Here is a 16110-nt window from a genome sequence, read left to right on the forward strand (position 1 = left end):
TTAATCATGCTACCTAAGTATTCTTTTATCATACCGATCTACAACGAAGAAGACACCATTGAAGAAATGTATCGTCGTGTTTCGATTGTGATGAATCGGATGGATGGCCCGGTAGAGTTGTGTTTAGTGAACGATGGCAGCAGCGATCGCTCTTTACAAATGATGCGGGAATTGCATCAAAAAGATCCGCGTGTGATTTATTTAAGTCTGGCGCGGAATTTTGGTCATCAAATTGCCGTCACAGCAGGGCTAAATTTTGTTCGGGGACAGGTAGTTGTGATTCTAGATGCGGATTTACAAGATCCGCCAGAATTGATTCCAGACATGGTAGAAAAATGGCGACAAGGATATCAAATTGTCTACGCCCAACGCATCCAACGTCGTCAAGAAGGCTGGTTTAAGCGCTTCACAGCCTATGCTTTCTATCGGATTCTCAAAAATCTGGCAGATGTGGATATTCCCACAGACACGGGGGATTTTTGCTTATTAGATCGCAAAGTTGTTGATGTGCTAAATGCAATGTCAGAGCGCAATCGCTACATTCGAGGGTTACGTGCTTGGGTTGGTTTTAATCAAATAGCTATTAAATTTGAGCGAGATCCGCGTTTTGCAGGGGATGTGAAATATACATTTCGCAAATCTCTAGCGCTGGCAATAAACGGATTAGTTTCTTTTTCTAAAGTACCGCTGCGGCTTTCAACTTATATGGGATTTTTAGCCGCGCTAGTTTCACTGTTCATGTGTATGCTGGTGTTGTACTGGCGACTTTTTGTTCCTCATTCTCCCCTAACTGGAATGGCCATTATTCTGATAGCCATTTTCTTTTTAGGAGCAGTGCAATTATTTAGCATTGGCATTTTGGGTGAATATATTGGGCGTATTTATGAAGAAGTCAAACAAAGACCTTTATATACCTTGGCGGAAGTGGCAGGTTTTTACGAAGAGCAAGGGGATACTCAAAAACCCATAAGTGTAGTTAAAGAAAAATAGTTATAAACACGATAGTAAATTACCAATGAGATAATCCTGCGATCGCCAAACTTTGTTAATCAAAAATTAAGCGCACAAAACTACTTGGAATCTTTGTCTGCCTGTGGTCAAATAAATATGATTCCAGAAATAGACGATCTTTTACCCATGAAAAAATCCGCTGCGCTGACAACTACATTTTTTGCCACTTTAACTATGCTGCTAACAGCCTGTGGTGGAGCTAACAATGGGACAAATGTCAGCAATACTTCCCCAAATCCCACTACAAATAACGCTACTGCAACAACGAACACATCCAGTGCAATTCCTATTGGTATCGCTTTTGCTCAAACTAGTAACGTAGCTTTACTTGGTCAAGAACAAGTTGCTGGAGCCAAAATCGCTGAGAAGTATTTTAATGATAAAGGTGGTATTAACGGTACTCCAATTAAATTAGTATTTCAAGACACTAGCGGTGATGAAAATGGAGCAATTAATGCCTTTCAAAGTTTAATTAATAAAGATAAAGTTGTCGGTATTGTGGGACCAACTTTGTCACAGCAAGCTTTTAGTGCTGACCCTGTTGCTGACCGTGCTAAAGTGCCAGTGCTAGGAGCATCAAATACTGCTAACAAGATTCCGGAGATTGGTGATTACGTAGCTCGTGTTTCTGCACCAGTTTCTATTGTTGCGCCTAATTCAGTTAAAGCAGCACTCAAGCAGAACCCCAACATTAAAAAAGTTGCTGTTTTCTTTGCTCAAAATGATGCTTTTAGTAAATCAGAGACAGAGATTTTTCAGAAAACTGTGAAGGATCAGGGTTTGGAATTGGTAACAGTACAAAAGTTCCAAACTAGTGATACAGACTTCCAAAGCCAAGCTACAAATGCGATTAATCTTAAACCAGATTTAGTAATTATTTCTGGTTTGGCTGCTGATGGTGGTAACTTAGTCAGACAACTACGGGAACTGGGTTATAAAGGCTTAATTGTTGGTGGTAATGGTATGAACACTTCCAACATTTTGCCGGTATGCAAAGCACTTTGTGATGGTGTACTGATTGCTCAAGCTTACAGCCCAGAACATCCAGGCGAAATTAACTCGACATTTCGTAAAGTTTATACTGACCAATACAAGAAAGAACCACCACAGTTTAGCGCTCAAGCTTTTGCCGCAGTTCAAGTTTATGTAGAAGCACTCCAAGCTTTAGATAAAAAAAGCAAGGTCAACAAATTAGCACTGCCACAATTGAGGAATGAATTAAACAAACAGCTACTAGCTGGAAAATATAATACACCGTTGGGCGAAATTGGGTTTACTCCCGTCGGTGAGGTTGTCCAAAAAGATTTTTATGTAGCTCAAATCAAAATGGACAAAGACGGTAGTCAAGGTAAATTCGCATTTTTAAAATAGTTGCTATATGGATATAAATCTGTTTTTGCAACAATTCTTAAACGGGCTATCTATTGGCAGTGTTTATGCAATTTTTGCCTTGGGATACACCCTTGTTTATTCTATTTTGGGCATTATTAATTTAGCTCATGGGGCAGTTTTTACACTAGGTGCATATTTCACCTATGCACTCATGGGCGGGACTTTTGGATTTAATGGCTTGCTAGCTAATGCCACACTACCTATAAAATTACCATTTGCGATCGCCTTAATTTTAGGTAGTAGCTTGGCAGGATTGGTTGGCATAGCTATGGAACGGATTGCTTTCCAACCTCTACGCCGTAAAGGATCTGACCCCTTGCTAACGGTGGTTTCTAGTTTAGGTGTGGCGGTAGTAATTGTTAACCTCATCCAATATTTAGTAGGTGCAGAAAGTTACACTTTTCCCGCAGGTGCTTACGGTAATTTACCAGCTTCGATTAACTTTGGTAGTCCAGAGAATCCAATTCCGATTCGTAGCGTACAGATAGTAATTTTTGCTGTCTCTGTAGTGTTTGTAGCAATCCTTACCTATTTTATCAATAGCACTAAATATGGCAAGGCAATGCAGGCGATCGCAGAAGATCCAACTACCGCCAGTTTGTTAGGAATTAACACCGATGGTTTTATTGTGCTGACATTTTTCATCAGCAGTTTCTTAGCAGGTTTGGCGGGAACTTTAGTGGCTTCTAGCGTCAGTATTGCTGGGCCATATTTTGGCATTGCTTTTGGTTTAAGAGGTTTAGCAGTGATTGTCTTAGGTGGTTTGGGTAGTATTCCTGGTGCAGTGCTAGGAGGTTTATTAATTGGATTAGTGGAAGCATTTGTACCTGGTGAATACTCTGGTTATAAAGACGCTGTAGCATTTGCAATTTTGTTTGTCATGCTATTAGTTAGACCCCAAGGTTTGCTAGGAAGACGGTTTATTCAGAAGGTTTAAAGACTATATGACGACGTTTACTAAACAGAAATTGACTTTTGAGCAGTTTCTTGAACAGTGCCCAGAAGAAGGTTTTTATGAACTTGTAGATGGAGAAATTGTAGAAGTGCGTTCAACAAGAAATCATGATGATGTTGCTGATTTTATCGCCGACTCTTTCAAGGATGAAGTTAAACGCCTGAATTTGAATTATGTAGTCAAGAACACAGCAGTAATTAAAACTAAAACTGCTGAAGGCGTAGAACAAGGACGCAAGCCTGATGTAAGTGTCATAGATAGGGATATGTGGCGATCAAATCGTGCTGCTTACTCTGCGCTTGAAGAACCTATCCAGTTAGCTGTAGAAGTCACATCAACTAATTGGGAAGATGACTATATTGATAAATTGGATGAATATCAACGTTTAGGTATCACAGAGTATTGGATTGTAGATTACTTAGCAATAGGACTAAGAGAATATTTAGGCAATCCCAAAATTCCAACTGTGTTTATTTTTGTATTAGATACTAGTGGAAAATACCAACACACTCAATTTAGAGGTTCTGAGAGGATAGTGTCCGCAACTTTTCCTGAGTTGACATTGACAGCAGAACAAATATTAACAGCTTAGTCACAATGGTTTAAAATGTCTGAATTTGTCTCTACTTACGGTTCGCTAATTGTCTCTATGGTATTAGGGGCATTACTGGGGCTATCGCTTTACTTACCATTAATGACTGGACAACTATCTTTAGCAAGCCCAGGATTTTATGCTTTAGGTGGTTATATTGCCGCAATTTTATCTACAAAAGTTTTTACATCTAGCAGTAGTTTTTTTCCAATTCCACTGTTATTAATCGAGATGGTAATTGCTGGTGTGGTTTCCGGTTTATTGGGTGCAATTATAGGGATTCCGACATTACGGTTACGAGGAATTTATTTAGCGATCGCTACTATTGCTTTTGTAGAAGTTTTGCGAGTTCTCTCCCTCAATTTAGAAATTACAGGCGGTGCTGTTGGTATTTTTGGCATTCCTCAACCCTTCCAAACTCAAATCGAATATTTATGGATTGCTTTGCCATTACTTATAATTGCAATGGTATTGTTTTACCGTTTAGAACGCATTAAGGTAGGTAGAGCATTTACTGCTATTCGTGAAGATGAATTAGCAGCAGGTGCAATGGGAATTAATCCCACTTACTACAAAGTTTTAGCATTTACATTAGGAGCAATTCTTGCTGGCGTTGTGGGGGCAATTAGCGCTCACTTCCTCAATACTTGGAATGCTCGTCAAGGTACTTTTGATGCGAGTATTATCTACTTAACTTTTGTTTTAATTGGTGGTTCTAGAACTTTTTTAGGTTCGATAGTAGGAGGAATGGTATTTACAGCCTTACCAGAAATCTTACGCAGCCTAGCTGATACAGGGGGATTACCTAATTGGATAGCGCAATTTTTACGGGACGGAAGATTAATTATTTTTGGATTACTAATTGTAGTGGGAACTATATTTTTTCCTCAAGGTCTGGTAACACCGGATGTCTTCAAAAAACGCAAAGTAAAAAATAAGCAAGTATGAAAAAATTTAAAAAAATCCATAAACTAAAAGCCTTATTAATAGCTGCGATCGCTTTACTATTCTTATGCACCACAACCCAGGCTCAACCAGTTAAACCTGTTGCTAATACTTTAGCCAATCCCGATTATGTAAGGGCATTATTTACAGCAGATAAATTTTTATATACCTGGAAAACCAGAAATGTTGCTGAAGGGATAGCTTTGGTTTCTCCTGCACTTAAAAATAAAATATCTAATGATGAGCTAGCTAGTTATATATCTGGTACATCCAGCCCCAGTCATGCAGCTTTTGAAATTAATGCTGGTAGAAAACTATCAGATGGTAGATACGGTTTTGAAGTTAAACTTTATGAATATCTTTACTCAGCAACGCCTGAGTCTCAAAGTTGGAAATGCCCACGTTTGTCAAGAATTGTTCTAATTAAAACTGGAGTTGATAACCCTAAATTCCGCGTTGGGAATTGGTTAGTTGATGAACTACCTGCAACTTGTGAATTACAATTACGCTAAACAATGTCTGAAATTATCGCAGAAAATAATATTGTCTTAGAAGCAAAATCCTTGACACGTCGGTTTGGTGGTTTAGTAGCTGTAAATAATGTATCTTTTGCAGTCCAAAAGCATGAAATTTTCGGGCTAATTGGCCCTAATGGTGCAGGAAAAACAACTTTATTTAATTTGATCACAGCCTTAATTCCGCCTTCTGAGGGTAAATTAATCTACAAAGGTACAGATATTTCGCAATTACGTCCTTATAAAATTGCGGGTTTAGGTATTGCCCGTACATTTCAAAATATTCGTTTATTTGGTGAATTATCGGCGTTAGAAAATGTCATAATAGGCGGGCATTTGCATACTAAAAGTAATATGATTAGAGGAGTTTTAAGATTACCTCCAGCACCTCATGAAGAATCTAAAAGTAGAAAAAAAGCTTTAGAATTATTGGAACTGGTGGGATTGAGCGATCGCGCTGAAGAAAAAGCTAAAAATTTTGCTTACGGCGATCAACGACGCTTAGAAATTGCCCGCGCTTTAGCTTTGGAACCGCAAATTTTACTCCTCGATGAACCAGCTGCGGGGATGAACCCCAGCGAAAAACAGTATCTCAGCGAATTTATTCACAGTCTTAGAGAGCGCTTTAACTTAACGATCGTACTGATTGAGCATCATGTACCCTTAGTTATGGGATTGTGCGATCGCATTGCTGTTTTAGATTTTGGACAATTAATCGCTTTGGGTGAACCCGCCGTTGTTAGGGACGATCCCGCCGTAATTGCAGCTTATTTGGGAAGTGGATGAGGATTTTAACCGCCGATGAACGCCGATGAACGCCGATATTTAACTGATAAAGAAGATTTTACAATTTTAGAGGTTCAAGACCTTGATGTGAATTATGGCGGTATTCAAGCTCTAAAAAAGATTAATTTAATCATTAAAAAAGGCGAGGTAGTAACTTTAATTGGTGCTAACGGTGCTGGTAAAACTACTACTCTCCGGGCTATATCTAAAATAGTTAATCCTAGAAGTGGACAAATTATCTACAGTGGACGGAATATTACTCGTCGTCAAGCTTACGAAGTCGTTAAACTTGGTATCGCCCATTCTCCTGAAGGACGGAGAGTATTAGCACGACAAACAGTTTTAGATAATTTGTTATTAGGTGCTTATATTCGCAACGATCAAAAAGAAATTAAAGCAGATATTGAGCATCAATATGAGCTATTTCCGCGTTTATCCCAAAGACGCAATCAACTAGCAGGAACTCTCAGTGGTGGCGAACAACAGATGTTAGCGATCGCCCGTGCTTTAATGAGTAGACCACAACTACTGCTTTTAGATGAACCAAGCTTAGGTTTAGCACCTGCGATCGTCCGAGAAATTTTTACTATTATTGAAAATCTTCGCGCTACGGGCGTAACTATTTTATTAGTTGAACAAAACGCGAACCTTGCTCTACAAATTGCCGATAGAGGATATGTTTTAGAAGCTGGTTCTATTACTTTAACAGGCGCAGCATCAGAATTAATTACTGATGAGCGAGTAAAAAAAGCTTATTTAGGATAAATGAATTGAATGAAGAATTAGGATGTAATATATGGTACAGTTACCAACCAAGCCTCTAACTTTAGAAGAGTTTTTAAAACTACCGGAAACCAAGCCAGCTAGTGAATATATCAATGGGCAAATTATTCAGAAACCTATGCCTCAAGGAAAGCATAGTAGACTTCGGTGTCAATTATTTAGTTATATTAATACTTTAGTCAAGCCTCAAAAAATTGCCTTAGCCTTTCCAGAATTGCGGTGTACTTTTGGCGGACGTTCAATTGTTCCAGATGTCGCGGTGTTTGCTTGGGAAAGAATTCCTTTAGATGCAAATGGAGATGTGGCGAATGTCTTTGAGGAGCATCCAGACTGGACAATTGAAATTCTTTCACCCGATCAAAGCCAGACGAAAGTAACTGGAAATATATTGCATTAGTCCCTTAAGGGATTTTAGAACCTCACTCCGATTAGATGGAATATCTGCTGTATATAAAAAAGTTTTCATTCGTTTATCTTCTTCTTAGAAAAAGTAGCTTATTGGCTGCATTGGAACTGTTCTCTGTTTTTTTCTGTAAGAAAAACTAACTACACCTTTAAAATTCCACCAAGTTAATAAAGTTTTTACAAAACATTACAATATTTATAATATATTTAGATTTGTAGCCCAGTTTTTGGGTTTATATCTCTGTTGCGGATTATATTCGCCTGAATAATCAAAGCCATGAGTCAAATCATCTGGATCGCAAGACACGCCAACCGCCTCGATTTTGTTAACCCTGATTGGTTTCTCACCGCTGAAAGACGCTACGATCCACCTTTATCTGAGGATGGTTTCATTCAAGCAAAGCAGCTAGCTAACCGCCTGAAAAAAGAGAAAATCAGCCACATTTTTGCTTCTCCCTTTCTGCGAACTGTACAAACGGCGAACGCAGTTGCAGAGGTGCTAGATTTACCGATTAAATTAGAAACTGGTTTGAGCGAATGGTTAAATCCCGCTTGGATGACAGAAGAACCAGAAAGACTCTCAACTCCAGCTTTAGCGGAATTATTTCCCAGAATTGATCTTACCTATACTCCGCACATTGCAGCCAAATATCCCGAAACACAAGCACAAGTACGAGGACGTTCTGGACAAACGGCTAGATGTCTAGCGACTGAATTCTACCCCGCTAATATCCTGTTGGTAGGTCATGGCGCTTCTGTACTAGGCGCGGCTATGGGACTAGTAGGGGAAATTGCCAAAATGGAAGTGAAGGCTTCTTTATGTTCTTTAGTCAAAGTAGTGCTTCAAGACTCGGAATGGTTGTTAGAACTTAAGGGAGATACTTCTCATCTAGTAGAGGTAGAAGAAGTAATTCGATTTGTTTAAATCCTTGATAGAGATTTTAAATCCTGGCTTCCGCTAATCTAGATACATTGCCGTGTACTGAGAAAGCCACTCTATTACTAATAAGTTTTATGACATTACTACTAGCGGGAGATATTGGCGGTACGAAAACTATTCTGCGGTTGGCTGAAACTACAGATTCGCCAGGATTTCATGAAACCTCAGATTCGCATCTGTTACGCAATATTTACGAGGAAAGTTATCACAGCCAAGACTTTCCCGATTTAGTGCCGATAGTTCAGCAGTTTCTAGCCAAAGCTAAGGCATCGACACCACAAAAGGCTTGCTTTGCGATCGCTGGCCCAGTAGTTAACAATACTGCCAAGCTGACCAATTTAGCTTGGTATTTAGATAGCGAACGTCTACAACAAGAATTGGGGATTGCCTCTGTTTCCCTAATCAATGACTTTACTGCCGTTGGTTACGGGATTTTCGGTTTAAACAACAAAAATTTGTTGACTTTACAAGCTGGGAAACCTAGACTCGAAGCGCCTATTGCCGTTATTGGTGCTGGTACTGGCTTAGGGCAAGGATTTTTAATCAAGCAAGGAGAACACTATCACGTCTTTCCCTCCGAGGGTGGACACGCCGACTTTGCTGCGCGTACCGAGTTAGAGTTTCGGCTGATGAAATACTTGATGGATAAACATGATATCCAACGCGTTTCTGTAGAAAGAGTCGTTTCTGGTCAGGGAATCGTCTCAATTTACCAATTTTTACGCGATCAAAAAGTTGCTGCTGAATCACCCGATATTGCCCATATCGTCAGAATCTGGGAACAAGAAGCGGGAAAACCAGAGAAAAGCGTCGATCCTGGTGCGATTATTGGCACTGCTGCACTGCAAGAACGCGATCGCCTTTGCGAACAAACCATGCAACTGTTTGTAGAGGTTTATGGTGCAGAAGCCGGAAATCTTGCCATCAAACTTCTACCTTACGGCGGATTATATATTGCTGGTGGCATCGCTCCTAAAATATTGCCTTTAATGCAACAGGGTAGTTTCCTATTAAATTTCACTCAAAAAGGAAGGATGCGTTCCCTCCTCGAAGAAATACCGGTGTATATTATTCTCAATCAACAAGTGGGGCTAATTGGTGCTGCTTTGTATGCTGCTAGGTTATAACAGCTGGCATCGGTGATATCAGCATCATCAAAAGCCAAAACTATGACAATCAAAGTTTTATTGCCCCTACTTGCTGCCACACTTGTATGCAGCGGATCTTTACTGGTTGATGCACGTCAACCCAAACCAAAGGTTACTCAAGCTAAACCAAAGGTTACTCAACCAGTGCAGCCACAATGGAAGTTGTTCACTGGCCCAGATGGACGCTTTAGTGTTTTGATGCCAGGAATGCCCAAAAGGAACACCCAAGCCCAAAAAACCTACATGGGAGAAATCAATTTAGAACTATTTATAGCTCAACCACCAAAACAGGAAGTAGCTTATGTAGTTGCTTACAATGACTTTCCTTATAGTTATGGGCAAATGGCTAACCCCCAAGCAGTACTTAATAATGCCAGAGACATAGCTTTAAAAACTACGAAAAGCAATTTAATTAGCCAGCGAGATATTCGTAGTACCAATGGTCATCCTGGGAAAGAAATTGAGTATGTCAATTCTGGTGGCAAAGTTACTAAAAGCAGAATGTATTTTGCTCAAGGGCGCTTATATCAAGTAATGGCTATAACTACAAGAAAACAGCGCCAGACTTTAGCTAAAACCATAAATGGTTATTTAAATTCCTTTCATGTGGTTTTAAAAGCTTGAAAAATCTCTCAGCCTTAGATCTAAATCTAAGGCTGATAAACAGTATTTATCTGGTTAAAAAAGTTTTATCAATAACGAAAAAATTGCGAAATTTAAGGTAAAAATTCAGCAGTTTTTGTAGGATAACCTATTAGATATATGTGCAGTAATAGCTCATTTGATATATCTAAAGTAGGTAAACAGGAAAGCGGCACATATCCCGCCCCGCTTTCCTCGCCGCCCAAGTTTGTGTGGACGGGGTAAACAGCGGGTTTTGCTGATGAAAAAATTTCTGAAGTACCTCAGTTTAGGTATATTGTCTACAATTTTTACTGCAACACCTGGACTGGGAGCTGAGCGCATTAGTTTTTTTTACGCTCCTTTTGGGGAGTTTACTTTATCTGCTGAATCCCTGGAAAAGTTTGCTAAAGAAGGCAAAATCAACAGTGAATTAGCATTTTATGCCAGTCGTGCCACTCCTAAACAACTAGCACAATTACGGCAACTTTTGCAACAAAAATTTGATATTCCTCCTGTTTTAGTCTCTCAGTTTACCTACTCACCTTTGGGTGAAGCGGTGGTGCAACGTTTAGGAGAATTGCTGCTTACCGACTCTCGGCAGAATGGTTTTTATGCGATCCGTGCTGCTTTAATTTTATCTGCGGCCGATCCACAGGGATTAACAGTTGTAAATTTGCTGCGTAAATACCCCAGTGAAAGTTTGCGGTTGAATTTTTCTGAGGGTCTACAGATAGTTAATAGCTTGTTAGAGTTGGGCAAAGCCAAGGATCAAATTTTTGCGTCTATCAAACAACAGACGATCGCAGAAAATCCTAATGCCAAGGTTGACTTCTCCCAACAGCCAGATTTGCGATCGCCTGGAAATTTCAGATGGCAAATAACCAGCTTAAAACTCAACGACAATTCTCGGAATCGCAGTCTCCCTGTGGATGTCTATGTGCCGCAAACATCATCCCAAACAACAGGAGATACACCTAAGCCTCCCTTTCCTCTAGTTGTAATTTCTCATGGTGTCGCTTCAGACCGCTATGCCTTCGTCTACTTAGCGGAACATTTAGCATCTCATGGTTTTGCCGTTGCTGTACTGGAACACCCTGGTAGTAATGCTGAACGCTTTCAGCTATACTTTTCCGGCTTGGCTGGGCCACCAGAAGCACAAGAATTTATTAACCGACCTTTAGATGTTAAGTTTGTACTCGATCAACTCCAGCAGTTAGATAGAACTGATCCCAACCTCCAAGGTAAACTCAATTTCCAACAAGTCGCAGCGATCGGTCATTCCTTCGGTGGTTATACTGTTTTGGCTCTAGCTGGAGCGAAGATTAACTTTAACAAACTACGCCGCGATTGCAATCCTAATAGAACTTTGAATGTCTCAGTATTTTTGCAGTGTCGTGCTTATGAGTTACCAGTAGCAAATTATCCACTTCAAGACCCTCGTATTAAGGTTGTGATGGCGATTAATCCGATTGATAGTTCAGTTCTAGGCGAAAGCGGAGTGAGTCAAGTTCAAGTGCCGACAATGCTAGTCGCAGGTAGTGAAGATATTTTCGCGCCACCAGTAGCTGAACAGATTTACCCCTTTACTTGGCTGCCTAATCCCAACAAATACTTAGTTTTAATCGAAAATGCTACACACTTTAGTGCGATCGCTGAAACAACTGCTAACAATAATGTTTTACCTGTACCAGAGGCGTTACTAGGACCAAACCGTGCGCCTGCTTATTCCTATGTCAAGGCATTGAGCCTAGCTTTCTTAGAAACCCATCTTTTAAATCGCCCCGAATACCGCTCATATTTGCAGCCATCCTATGCCCAATACATTAGTCAGGCTCCTCTCAATCTCAGTATTTTACAGTCCTTGACAACAGCGCAGCTGAAACAAGCATTGAATGGCTTAGATCCCCAACCAACCGTACCGTCACCAAAACCAACTCCTACTCCGTCGCCGTAAGGCGGATGAGGGTAGCCACTGCGCCCTTGCGGGTTCCCAAAACAATCCTTTGGGCGGCTTTGCAGACACTTGGTTTAGTTCACCAAAATATCCGTCCGTAAATAACAAGGAAGTTGAAAGCTATTCTTTATGGACTTACGCAAGAACTCTCTGAAAACCCTAAGTCTGCTTGAGACTGATCCATTTTCCCCTACCCTCAAAGCCCACAAGCTCCAAGGCGAACTTAAAGATCTCTAGTCTTGCTCTGTGGAATATGACTTTCGGATTGTCTTCTATTTTCAGAAGTTTGAGGATATGGAAGAGGAGGCAATAGTCTTAGTTGATGTAGGTACGCATGATCAAGTCTACTAACGTACCGCGAATTCGCCATACATTACAACAAATTGAATATTTTTTTAATCAGATAAAACCTGAAATATGCGCCCCAATAAAAAATATTGACTGCTAATAATAGTCCTTTGCTAAATGGCGATCGCATGGTAGGAAACAGATAAATACTTGCCATTAACACCAGAGAAATTTCTACAAAAGCTACGATCCCGCCGTAATGCTTGCGATCCCAGTAAGAAATGGGGCTAATAAAACGGTAGTCGCTAAAGGGGAAAAAGTGCCGATGAGCATCATTGTTATGTACTGGTAAATCTAAAAGTGAATGCAGCACCATACTGATAAACCCAACTTCTATGACTTTCCAATTGAGAACATGGGCAAATATTACCCCAATCAGTGCTAGAGGAATGGAGTGAAAAGTACTGATAATTGCTTGCCAAAAAGGTTGATAGTATACTTCTGACCAAATTTGATGTGATGGCAGACGATATACAAACTTCATCAAGACGTAGAACACAAATATCGGCACATCAGGCAAGATTGCGCCAATAAAAATTGCGTGACTCGCCCGATCGCGCATTTGTTGGCTGAAAACAACCAGATTGAGAATGGCATGGCTGGGAGTATTCATTACCTGGATTTAGTAAATTTGCTGAAGTAAATCACTACTGCAATGTTTCTAAAACTATATGTACACTTAATGTCTAAGTGATGACGAAAGCTGTCACAAGTTAGCTCAAATGTTGATTTTATTGAATTAATGCCAGTAATTTGTACTGATTGTCAAGAAATTTCTATATTGATCGAGCAGTATTAATAAAAACTTATCCCAAAAATCTTGCTTATATATATACTCGTTGTAAACAAGTATTAAGAAATGCTTATTAATAAATGTTGCCATACCTTGATTAAATTGTTAACGTGTGTATGACAACTAGCTGGTGAATGCTCTGATGAAGGAGATGTAAAAACCTATGAGCTATATCCATTCAGCCAATTGAGAAAATTGTTGATTTTTCGATAGAAAGTGAGAAATTTCTGCTGTTTAGAGAAAATGAGGGATTGTAGATTAACGCAGGAATATCTCCTTGTGAAAGGCTTAGTTTTGATTTGAATGACGATTACTAATCTGTCTTACCCTCCGGATGCGAGAACGCGGTAAGACTGAAGATTTTGGAGGTAAAAACTCATGAAGATTCAAGGTAAAGTTGCCTTAATTACTGGGGCTTCCCGTGGTATTGGACGTGCGATCGCCCTCGAACTAGCACAGCAAGGCATCAAGCGTGTGATATTATTGGCACGCGATCGCCAAAAGTTAGCTGAAGTAGCCGCCCAAATCGAGGCGATTGGGACAGCCGCTACGATCGTACCAATAGATTTAACTCAAACAATTGAAGTAAATATCGCTGTTGCTCAACTTTGGCGAAATCATGGCCCAATTCATCTACTGGTTAATTGTGCGGGAGTAGCATACCAAAATTCGTTTTTGCAATGCAAACTTCCCCAAGTTCAAGAAGAAATCTCCCTAAATCTATTAGGGATGTACAACTTAACTAGTCTGGTAGCTCGACGCATGGCTAACCACAGACAAGGGACAATTGTGAATGTGTCCAGCTTGATGGGGAAAATAGCTGCACCCACAATGGCGACTTATTCTGCTACCAAGTTTGCAATTTTAGGATTTACTCAAGCCTTAAGGCAGGAACTAGCACCATACAATATTCAGGTGCAAGCATTACTACCTTCCCTTACAGACACAGACATGGTGCGAGGCTTCCAATTATTTCGCTGGGTAATACCAATGACTCCCCAGCAAGTCGCACAAACGTTTGTCGCTGGCTTGCAAAGAGATTCACCAGAAATTTTAGTTGGATGGCAAAGTCATCTAGCTGTTTGGTGCCAGCGCCTTGTACCTTGGTTGTTAGAGCCGATTTTACAAATGGCCACTCCGCCAGCTTTTAGAAGCAAACAGCCTAACCTACTGAGCGCACTTACCCAAAAACTCAGCCTGATAACACGCGATTTGCTCTTATCCAGAAACATGGTTTCTTTCGTATCTGCACGTAAGTAGAATACAGGAGATAACTACAAGATCCCCGACTTCTTAAAGAAGTCGGGGATCTTGAGAATTAAGATAAACCTCGTTTCGGAGCAACCAGAAATGCTGACATTACCTCATACTCTTCCTGCTTTGCCCGAAATTATAGATGGCTTACCGAATATTTCTGGTTGGGAAACAGAGGTTCTCTCGGTAGTGAACCATAATGCACCAGTATTTTTACCAAACACCAATCTCCATTTAGAAGATATTAACGCTGGATTTGCGATCGCCTTACATATGCACCAGCCAACTATACCTGCTGGGTATGATGGGGGACTGATTAGCAATCTGCAATATATGTTTGAACATCAAGGCGAAGGTGATAATCACAATGCAGGGCCTTTTGCCTATTGTTACAGCCGCATGGGAGATTTTATTCCCGAACTTGTTAATCAAGGTTGCAATCCCCGCGTCATGTTGGATTACTCTGGTAATCTTTTTTGGGGACTCAGGCAAATGGGACGCAGTGATATTATAGATAACCTCAAGCGCATCACTTGCGATCCCACCTATCAGCCTTATGTAGAGTGGTTGGGGACAATGTGGAGTCATGCGGTGATTCCTTCCACTCCCATAGCAGATATTAAATTGCAAATCGTGGCATGGCAACAGCATTTTGCCGCAATTTTTGGTTGGGAAGCATTAGCGCGAGTTAAAGGATTTTCTCCACCAGAAATGCACTTGCCGAATCATCCTGATACTCTGTTTGAGTTTGTTAAAGCACTCAAAGAATGTGGATATCGTTGGCTATTAGTTCAAGAACATTCTGTAGAAACAATTAGCGGCCAAGCTTTGAGTCACAAACATTTACCACACCGTCTAATTGCCCGCAATTCTCAAGGCGAAACTGTTAGCATTATCGCTTTAATTAAAACCCAAGGTTCTGACACTAAATTAGTTGCTCAAATGCAACCTTACTATGAAGCCAAAACCCTATCTAAGCAACAAGTTGGAACTGTGTTAGTACCACCTATCGTCAGCCAAATAGGAGATGGCGAAAATGGCGGTGTGATGATGAATGAATTTCCCAGTGCTTTCAAACAAGCTTGGTGGGACATGGTAAATCATGGTGGCGGAAAAGCAGGCGTAGTTGGAATGTGTGGTACAGAATATTTAGAATTGATAGAGGCTGCTGGGTGCAAACCTGAAGACTATCCCACTTGTCAGCCAGCAGGACAACACTACATTTGGGAGCGAGTTGCACCAGATAATTGCCAGCCTGAAGCTGTAGAGAATGCCATTGTAGAATTAAAACAAACTAACCCCAATTTTCATCTAGATGGAGCTTCATGGACTAATCATATAAGCTGGGTGAAGGGATACGAAAATGTTCTATCCCCCATGTATGAATTAAGCACTTCATTCCATGAAAAGGTGGATAAATTATTAGTTAATTCAACAGCAGAGTCTATAACTAGGCAATTTAGTTACCGCAATCTTCTCCTACATAATTTATTGCTGCAAACTAGTTGTTTTCGTTATTGGGGACATGGTACTTGGACTGACTATGCTAGAGAAATTTACCAACGTGGCGAAAACTTACTGCAAACGACAATTTAAGAAATAAGAAATACCCCTGTTCTGTCACTTTCCGGAGTGAGCTAGTAGTAAATAAGTTAAATTATCCAG

General features: G+C 40.3%; 15 protein-coding genes and 1 pseudogene. 15 read left to right on the forward strand and 1 reads right to left on the reverse strand.

Annotated elements, in window-relative coordinates:
* Window positions 1–6: 6 nt before the first annotated feature.
* The 13 genes and pseudogenes from BV375_RS23850 (at window position 7) to BV375_RS23910 (ending at window position 12050) form a co-directional block, all read left to right on the forward strand.
* A complete protein-coding gene (locus BV375_RS23850; RefSeq protein ID WP_086765101.1) occupies window positions 7–990 on the forward strand; it encodes a glycosyltransferase family 2 protein in 984 nt (327 codons plus the stop codon).
* Window positions 991–1137: 147 nt separating this feature from the next.
* A complete protein-coding gene (locus BV375_RS23855; protein ID WP_086765147.1) occupies window positions 1138–2382 on the forward strand; it encodes an ABC transporter substrate-binding protein in 1245 nt (414 codons plus the stop codon).
* 7 nt (window positions 2383–2389) lie between these two features.
* Window positions 2390–3340, forward strand: coding sequence for a branched-chain amino acid ABC transporter permease (locus tag BV375_RS23860; RefSeq protein ID WP_086765104.1), 951 nt, complete (start codon window positions 2390–2392; stop codon window positions 3338–3340).
* A gap of 7 nt (window positions 3341–3347) precedes the next feature.
* Complete coding sequence (locus tag BV375_RS23865; RefSeq protein WP_086765107.1) at window positions 3348–3950, forward strand: Uma2 family endonuclease; 603 nt, start codon at window positions 3348–3350, stop codon at window positions 3948–3950.
* 15 nt (window positions 3951–3965) lie between these two features.
* A complete protein-coding gene (locus BV375_RS23870; protein WP_086765110.1) occupies window positions 3966–4898 on the forward strand; it encodes a branched-chain amino acid ABC transporter permease in 933 nt (310 codons plus the stop codon).
* A complete protein-coding gene (locus tag BV375_RS23875) occupies window positions 4895–5407 on the forward strand; it encodes a hypothetical protein (RefSeq protein WP_086765113.1) in 513 nt (170 codons plus the stop codon). Before BV375_RS23870 ends, BV375_RS23875 begins: the two co-directional genes overlap by 4 nt.
* Window positions 5408–5410: 3 nt before the next feature.
* On the forward strand, window positions 5411–6196 hold the full coding sequence (locus BV375_RS23880) for an ABC transporter ATP-binding protein (RefSeq protein ID WP_086765116.1): 786 nt from the start codon (window positions 5411–5413) through the stop codon (window positions 6194–6196).
* 15 nt (window positions 6197–6211) lie between these two features.
* The gene (locus BV375_RS23885) at window positions 6212–6961 is read left to right on the forward strand and encodes an ABC transporter ATP-binding protein (protein ID WP_086765119.1); all 750 of its coding nucleotides are present in this window, start codon (window positions 6212–6214) and stop codon (window positions 6959–6961) included.
* 31 nt (window positions 6962–6992) lie between these two features.
* A pseudogene (locus BV375_RS23890) lies at window positions 6993–7373 on the forward strand (Uma2 family endonuclease); the annotation flags it as partial.
* A gap of 288 nt (window positions 7374–7661) precedes the next feature.
* Window positions 7662–8309 carry a histidine phosphatase family protein gene (locus tag BV375_RS23895; RefSeq protein ID WP_086765124.1) on the forward strand — a complete coding sequence of 216 codons (648 nt, stop codon included), beginning with the start codon at window positions 7662–7664 and terminating at the stop codon, window positions 8307–8309.
* Window positions 8310–8398: 89 nt separating this feature from the next.
* A complete protein-coding gene (locus tag BV375_RS23900; protein WP_086765127.1) occupies window positions 8399–9451 on the forward strand; it encodes a glucokinase in 1053 nt (350 codons plus the stop codon).
* 42 nt (window positions 9452–9493) lie between these two features.
* Window positions 9494–10096: a hypothetical protein gene (locus tag BV375_RS23905; protein ID WP_086689280.1), complete on the forward strand. Its 603-nt coding sequence runs from the start codon at window positions 9494–9496 to the stop codon at window positions 10094–10096.
* Window positions 10097–10355: 259 nt separating this feature from the next.
* Entirely contained in the window at window positions 10356–12050 is a 1695-nt protein-coding gene (locus BV375_RS23910; RefSeq protein ID WP_086765130.1) for an alpha/beta hydrolase, read from the forward strand.
* A gap of 373 nt (window positions 12051–12423) precedes the next feature.
* Here the strand turns inward: BV375_RS23910 and BV375_RS23920 are convergent, their stop codons facing one another.
* Window positions 12424–13011, reverse strand: a complete 588-nt coding sequence (locus BV375_RS23920) for a hypothetical protein (protein ID WP_086765133.1) — start codon at window positions 13009–13011, stop codon at window positions 12424–12426.
* Window positions 13012–13569: 558 nt separating this feature from the next.
* Here BV375_RS23920 and BV375_RS23925 point away from each other — a divergent pair.
* Both BV375_RS23925 and BV375_RS23930 read left to right on the forward strand, forming a co-directional pair.
* Window positions 13570–14451 carry an SDR family NAD(P)-dependent oxidoreductase gene (locus BV375_RS23925; RefSeq protein WP_086765136.1) on the forward strand — a complete coding sequence of 294 codons (882 nt, stop codon included), beginning with the start codon at window positions 13570–13572 and terminating at the stop codon, window positions 14449–14451.
* Window positions 14452–14541: 90 nt separating this feature from the next.
* On the forward strand, window positions 14542–16041 hold the full coding sequence (locus BV375_RS23930) for a glycosyl hydrolase family 57 (protein WP_086765138.1): 1500 nt from the start codon (window positions 14542–14544) through the stop codon (window positions 16039–16041).
* Window positions 16042–16110: the final 69 nt, after the last annotated feature.

Origin of the sequence: Nostoc sp. 106C, from assembly GCF_002154725.1 — a bacterium.
In the GTDB taxonomy this organism is placed as follows: Bacteria; Cyanobacteriota; Cyanobacteriia; order Cyanobacteriales; family Nostocaceae; genus Aulosira.

Coding starts and splice junctions, on each gene's coding strand:
- BV375_RS23850 (WP_086765101.1), top strand. CDS start 7: ATGCTACCTAAGTATTCTTTTATCATACCGATCTACAACGAAGAAGAC.
- BV375_RS23855 (WP_086765147.1), top strand. CDS start 1,138: ATGAAAAAATCCGCTGCGCTGACAACTACATTTTTTGCCACTTTAACT.
- BV375_RS23860 (WP_086765104.1), top strand. CDS start 2,390: ATGGATATAAATCTGTTTTTGCAACAATTCTTAAACGGGCTATCTATT.
- BV375_RS23865 (WP_086765107.1), top strand. CDS start 3,348: ATGACGACGTTTACTAAACAGAAATTGACTTTTGAGCAGTTTCTTGAA.
- BV375_RS23870 (WP_086765110.1), top strand. CDS start 3,966: ATGTCTGAATTTGTCTCTACTTACGGTTCGCTAATTGTCTCTATGGTA.
- BV375_RS23875 (WP_086765113.1), top strand. CDS start 4,895: ATGAAAAAATTTAAAAAAATCCATAAACTAAAAGCCTTATTAATAGCT.
- BV375_RS23880 (WP_086765116.1), top strand. CDS start 5,411: ATGTCTGAAATTATCGCAGAAAATAATATTGTCTTAGAAGCAAAATCC.
- BV375_RS23885 (WP_086765119.1), top strand. CDS start 6,212: ATGAACGCCGATGAACGCCGATATTTAACTGATAAAGAAGATTTTACA.
- BV375_RS23895 (WP_086765124.1), top strand. CDS start 7,662: ATGAGTCAAATCATCTGGATCGCAAGACACGCCAACCGCCTCGATTTT.
- BV375_RS23900 (WP_086765127.1), top strand. CDS start 8,399: ATGACATTACTACTAGCGGGAGATATTGGCGGTACGAAAACTATTCTG.
- BV375_RS23905 (WP_086689280.1), top strand. CDS start 9,494: ATGACAATCAAAGTTTTATTGCCCCTACTTGCTGCCACACTTGTATGC.
- BV375_RS23910 (WP_086765130.1), top strand. CDS start 10,356: ATGAAAAAATTTCTGAAGTACCTCAGTTTAGGTATATTGTCTACAATT.
- BV375_RS23920 (WP_086765133.1), bottom strand. CDS start 13,011: ATGAATACTCCCAGCCATGCCATTCTCAATCTGGTTGTTTTCAGCCAA.
- BV375_RS23925 (WP_086765136.1), top strand. CDS start 13,570: ATGAAGATTCAAGGTAAAGTTGCCTTAATTACTGGGGCTTCCCGTGGT.
- BV375_RS23930 (WP_086765138.1), top strand. CDS start 14,542: ATGCTGACATTACCTCATACTCTTCCTGCTTTGCCCGAAATTATAGAT.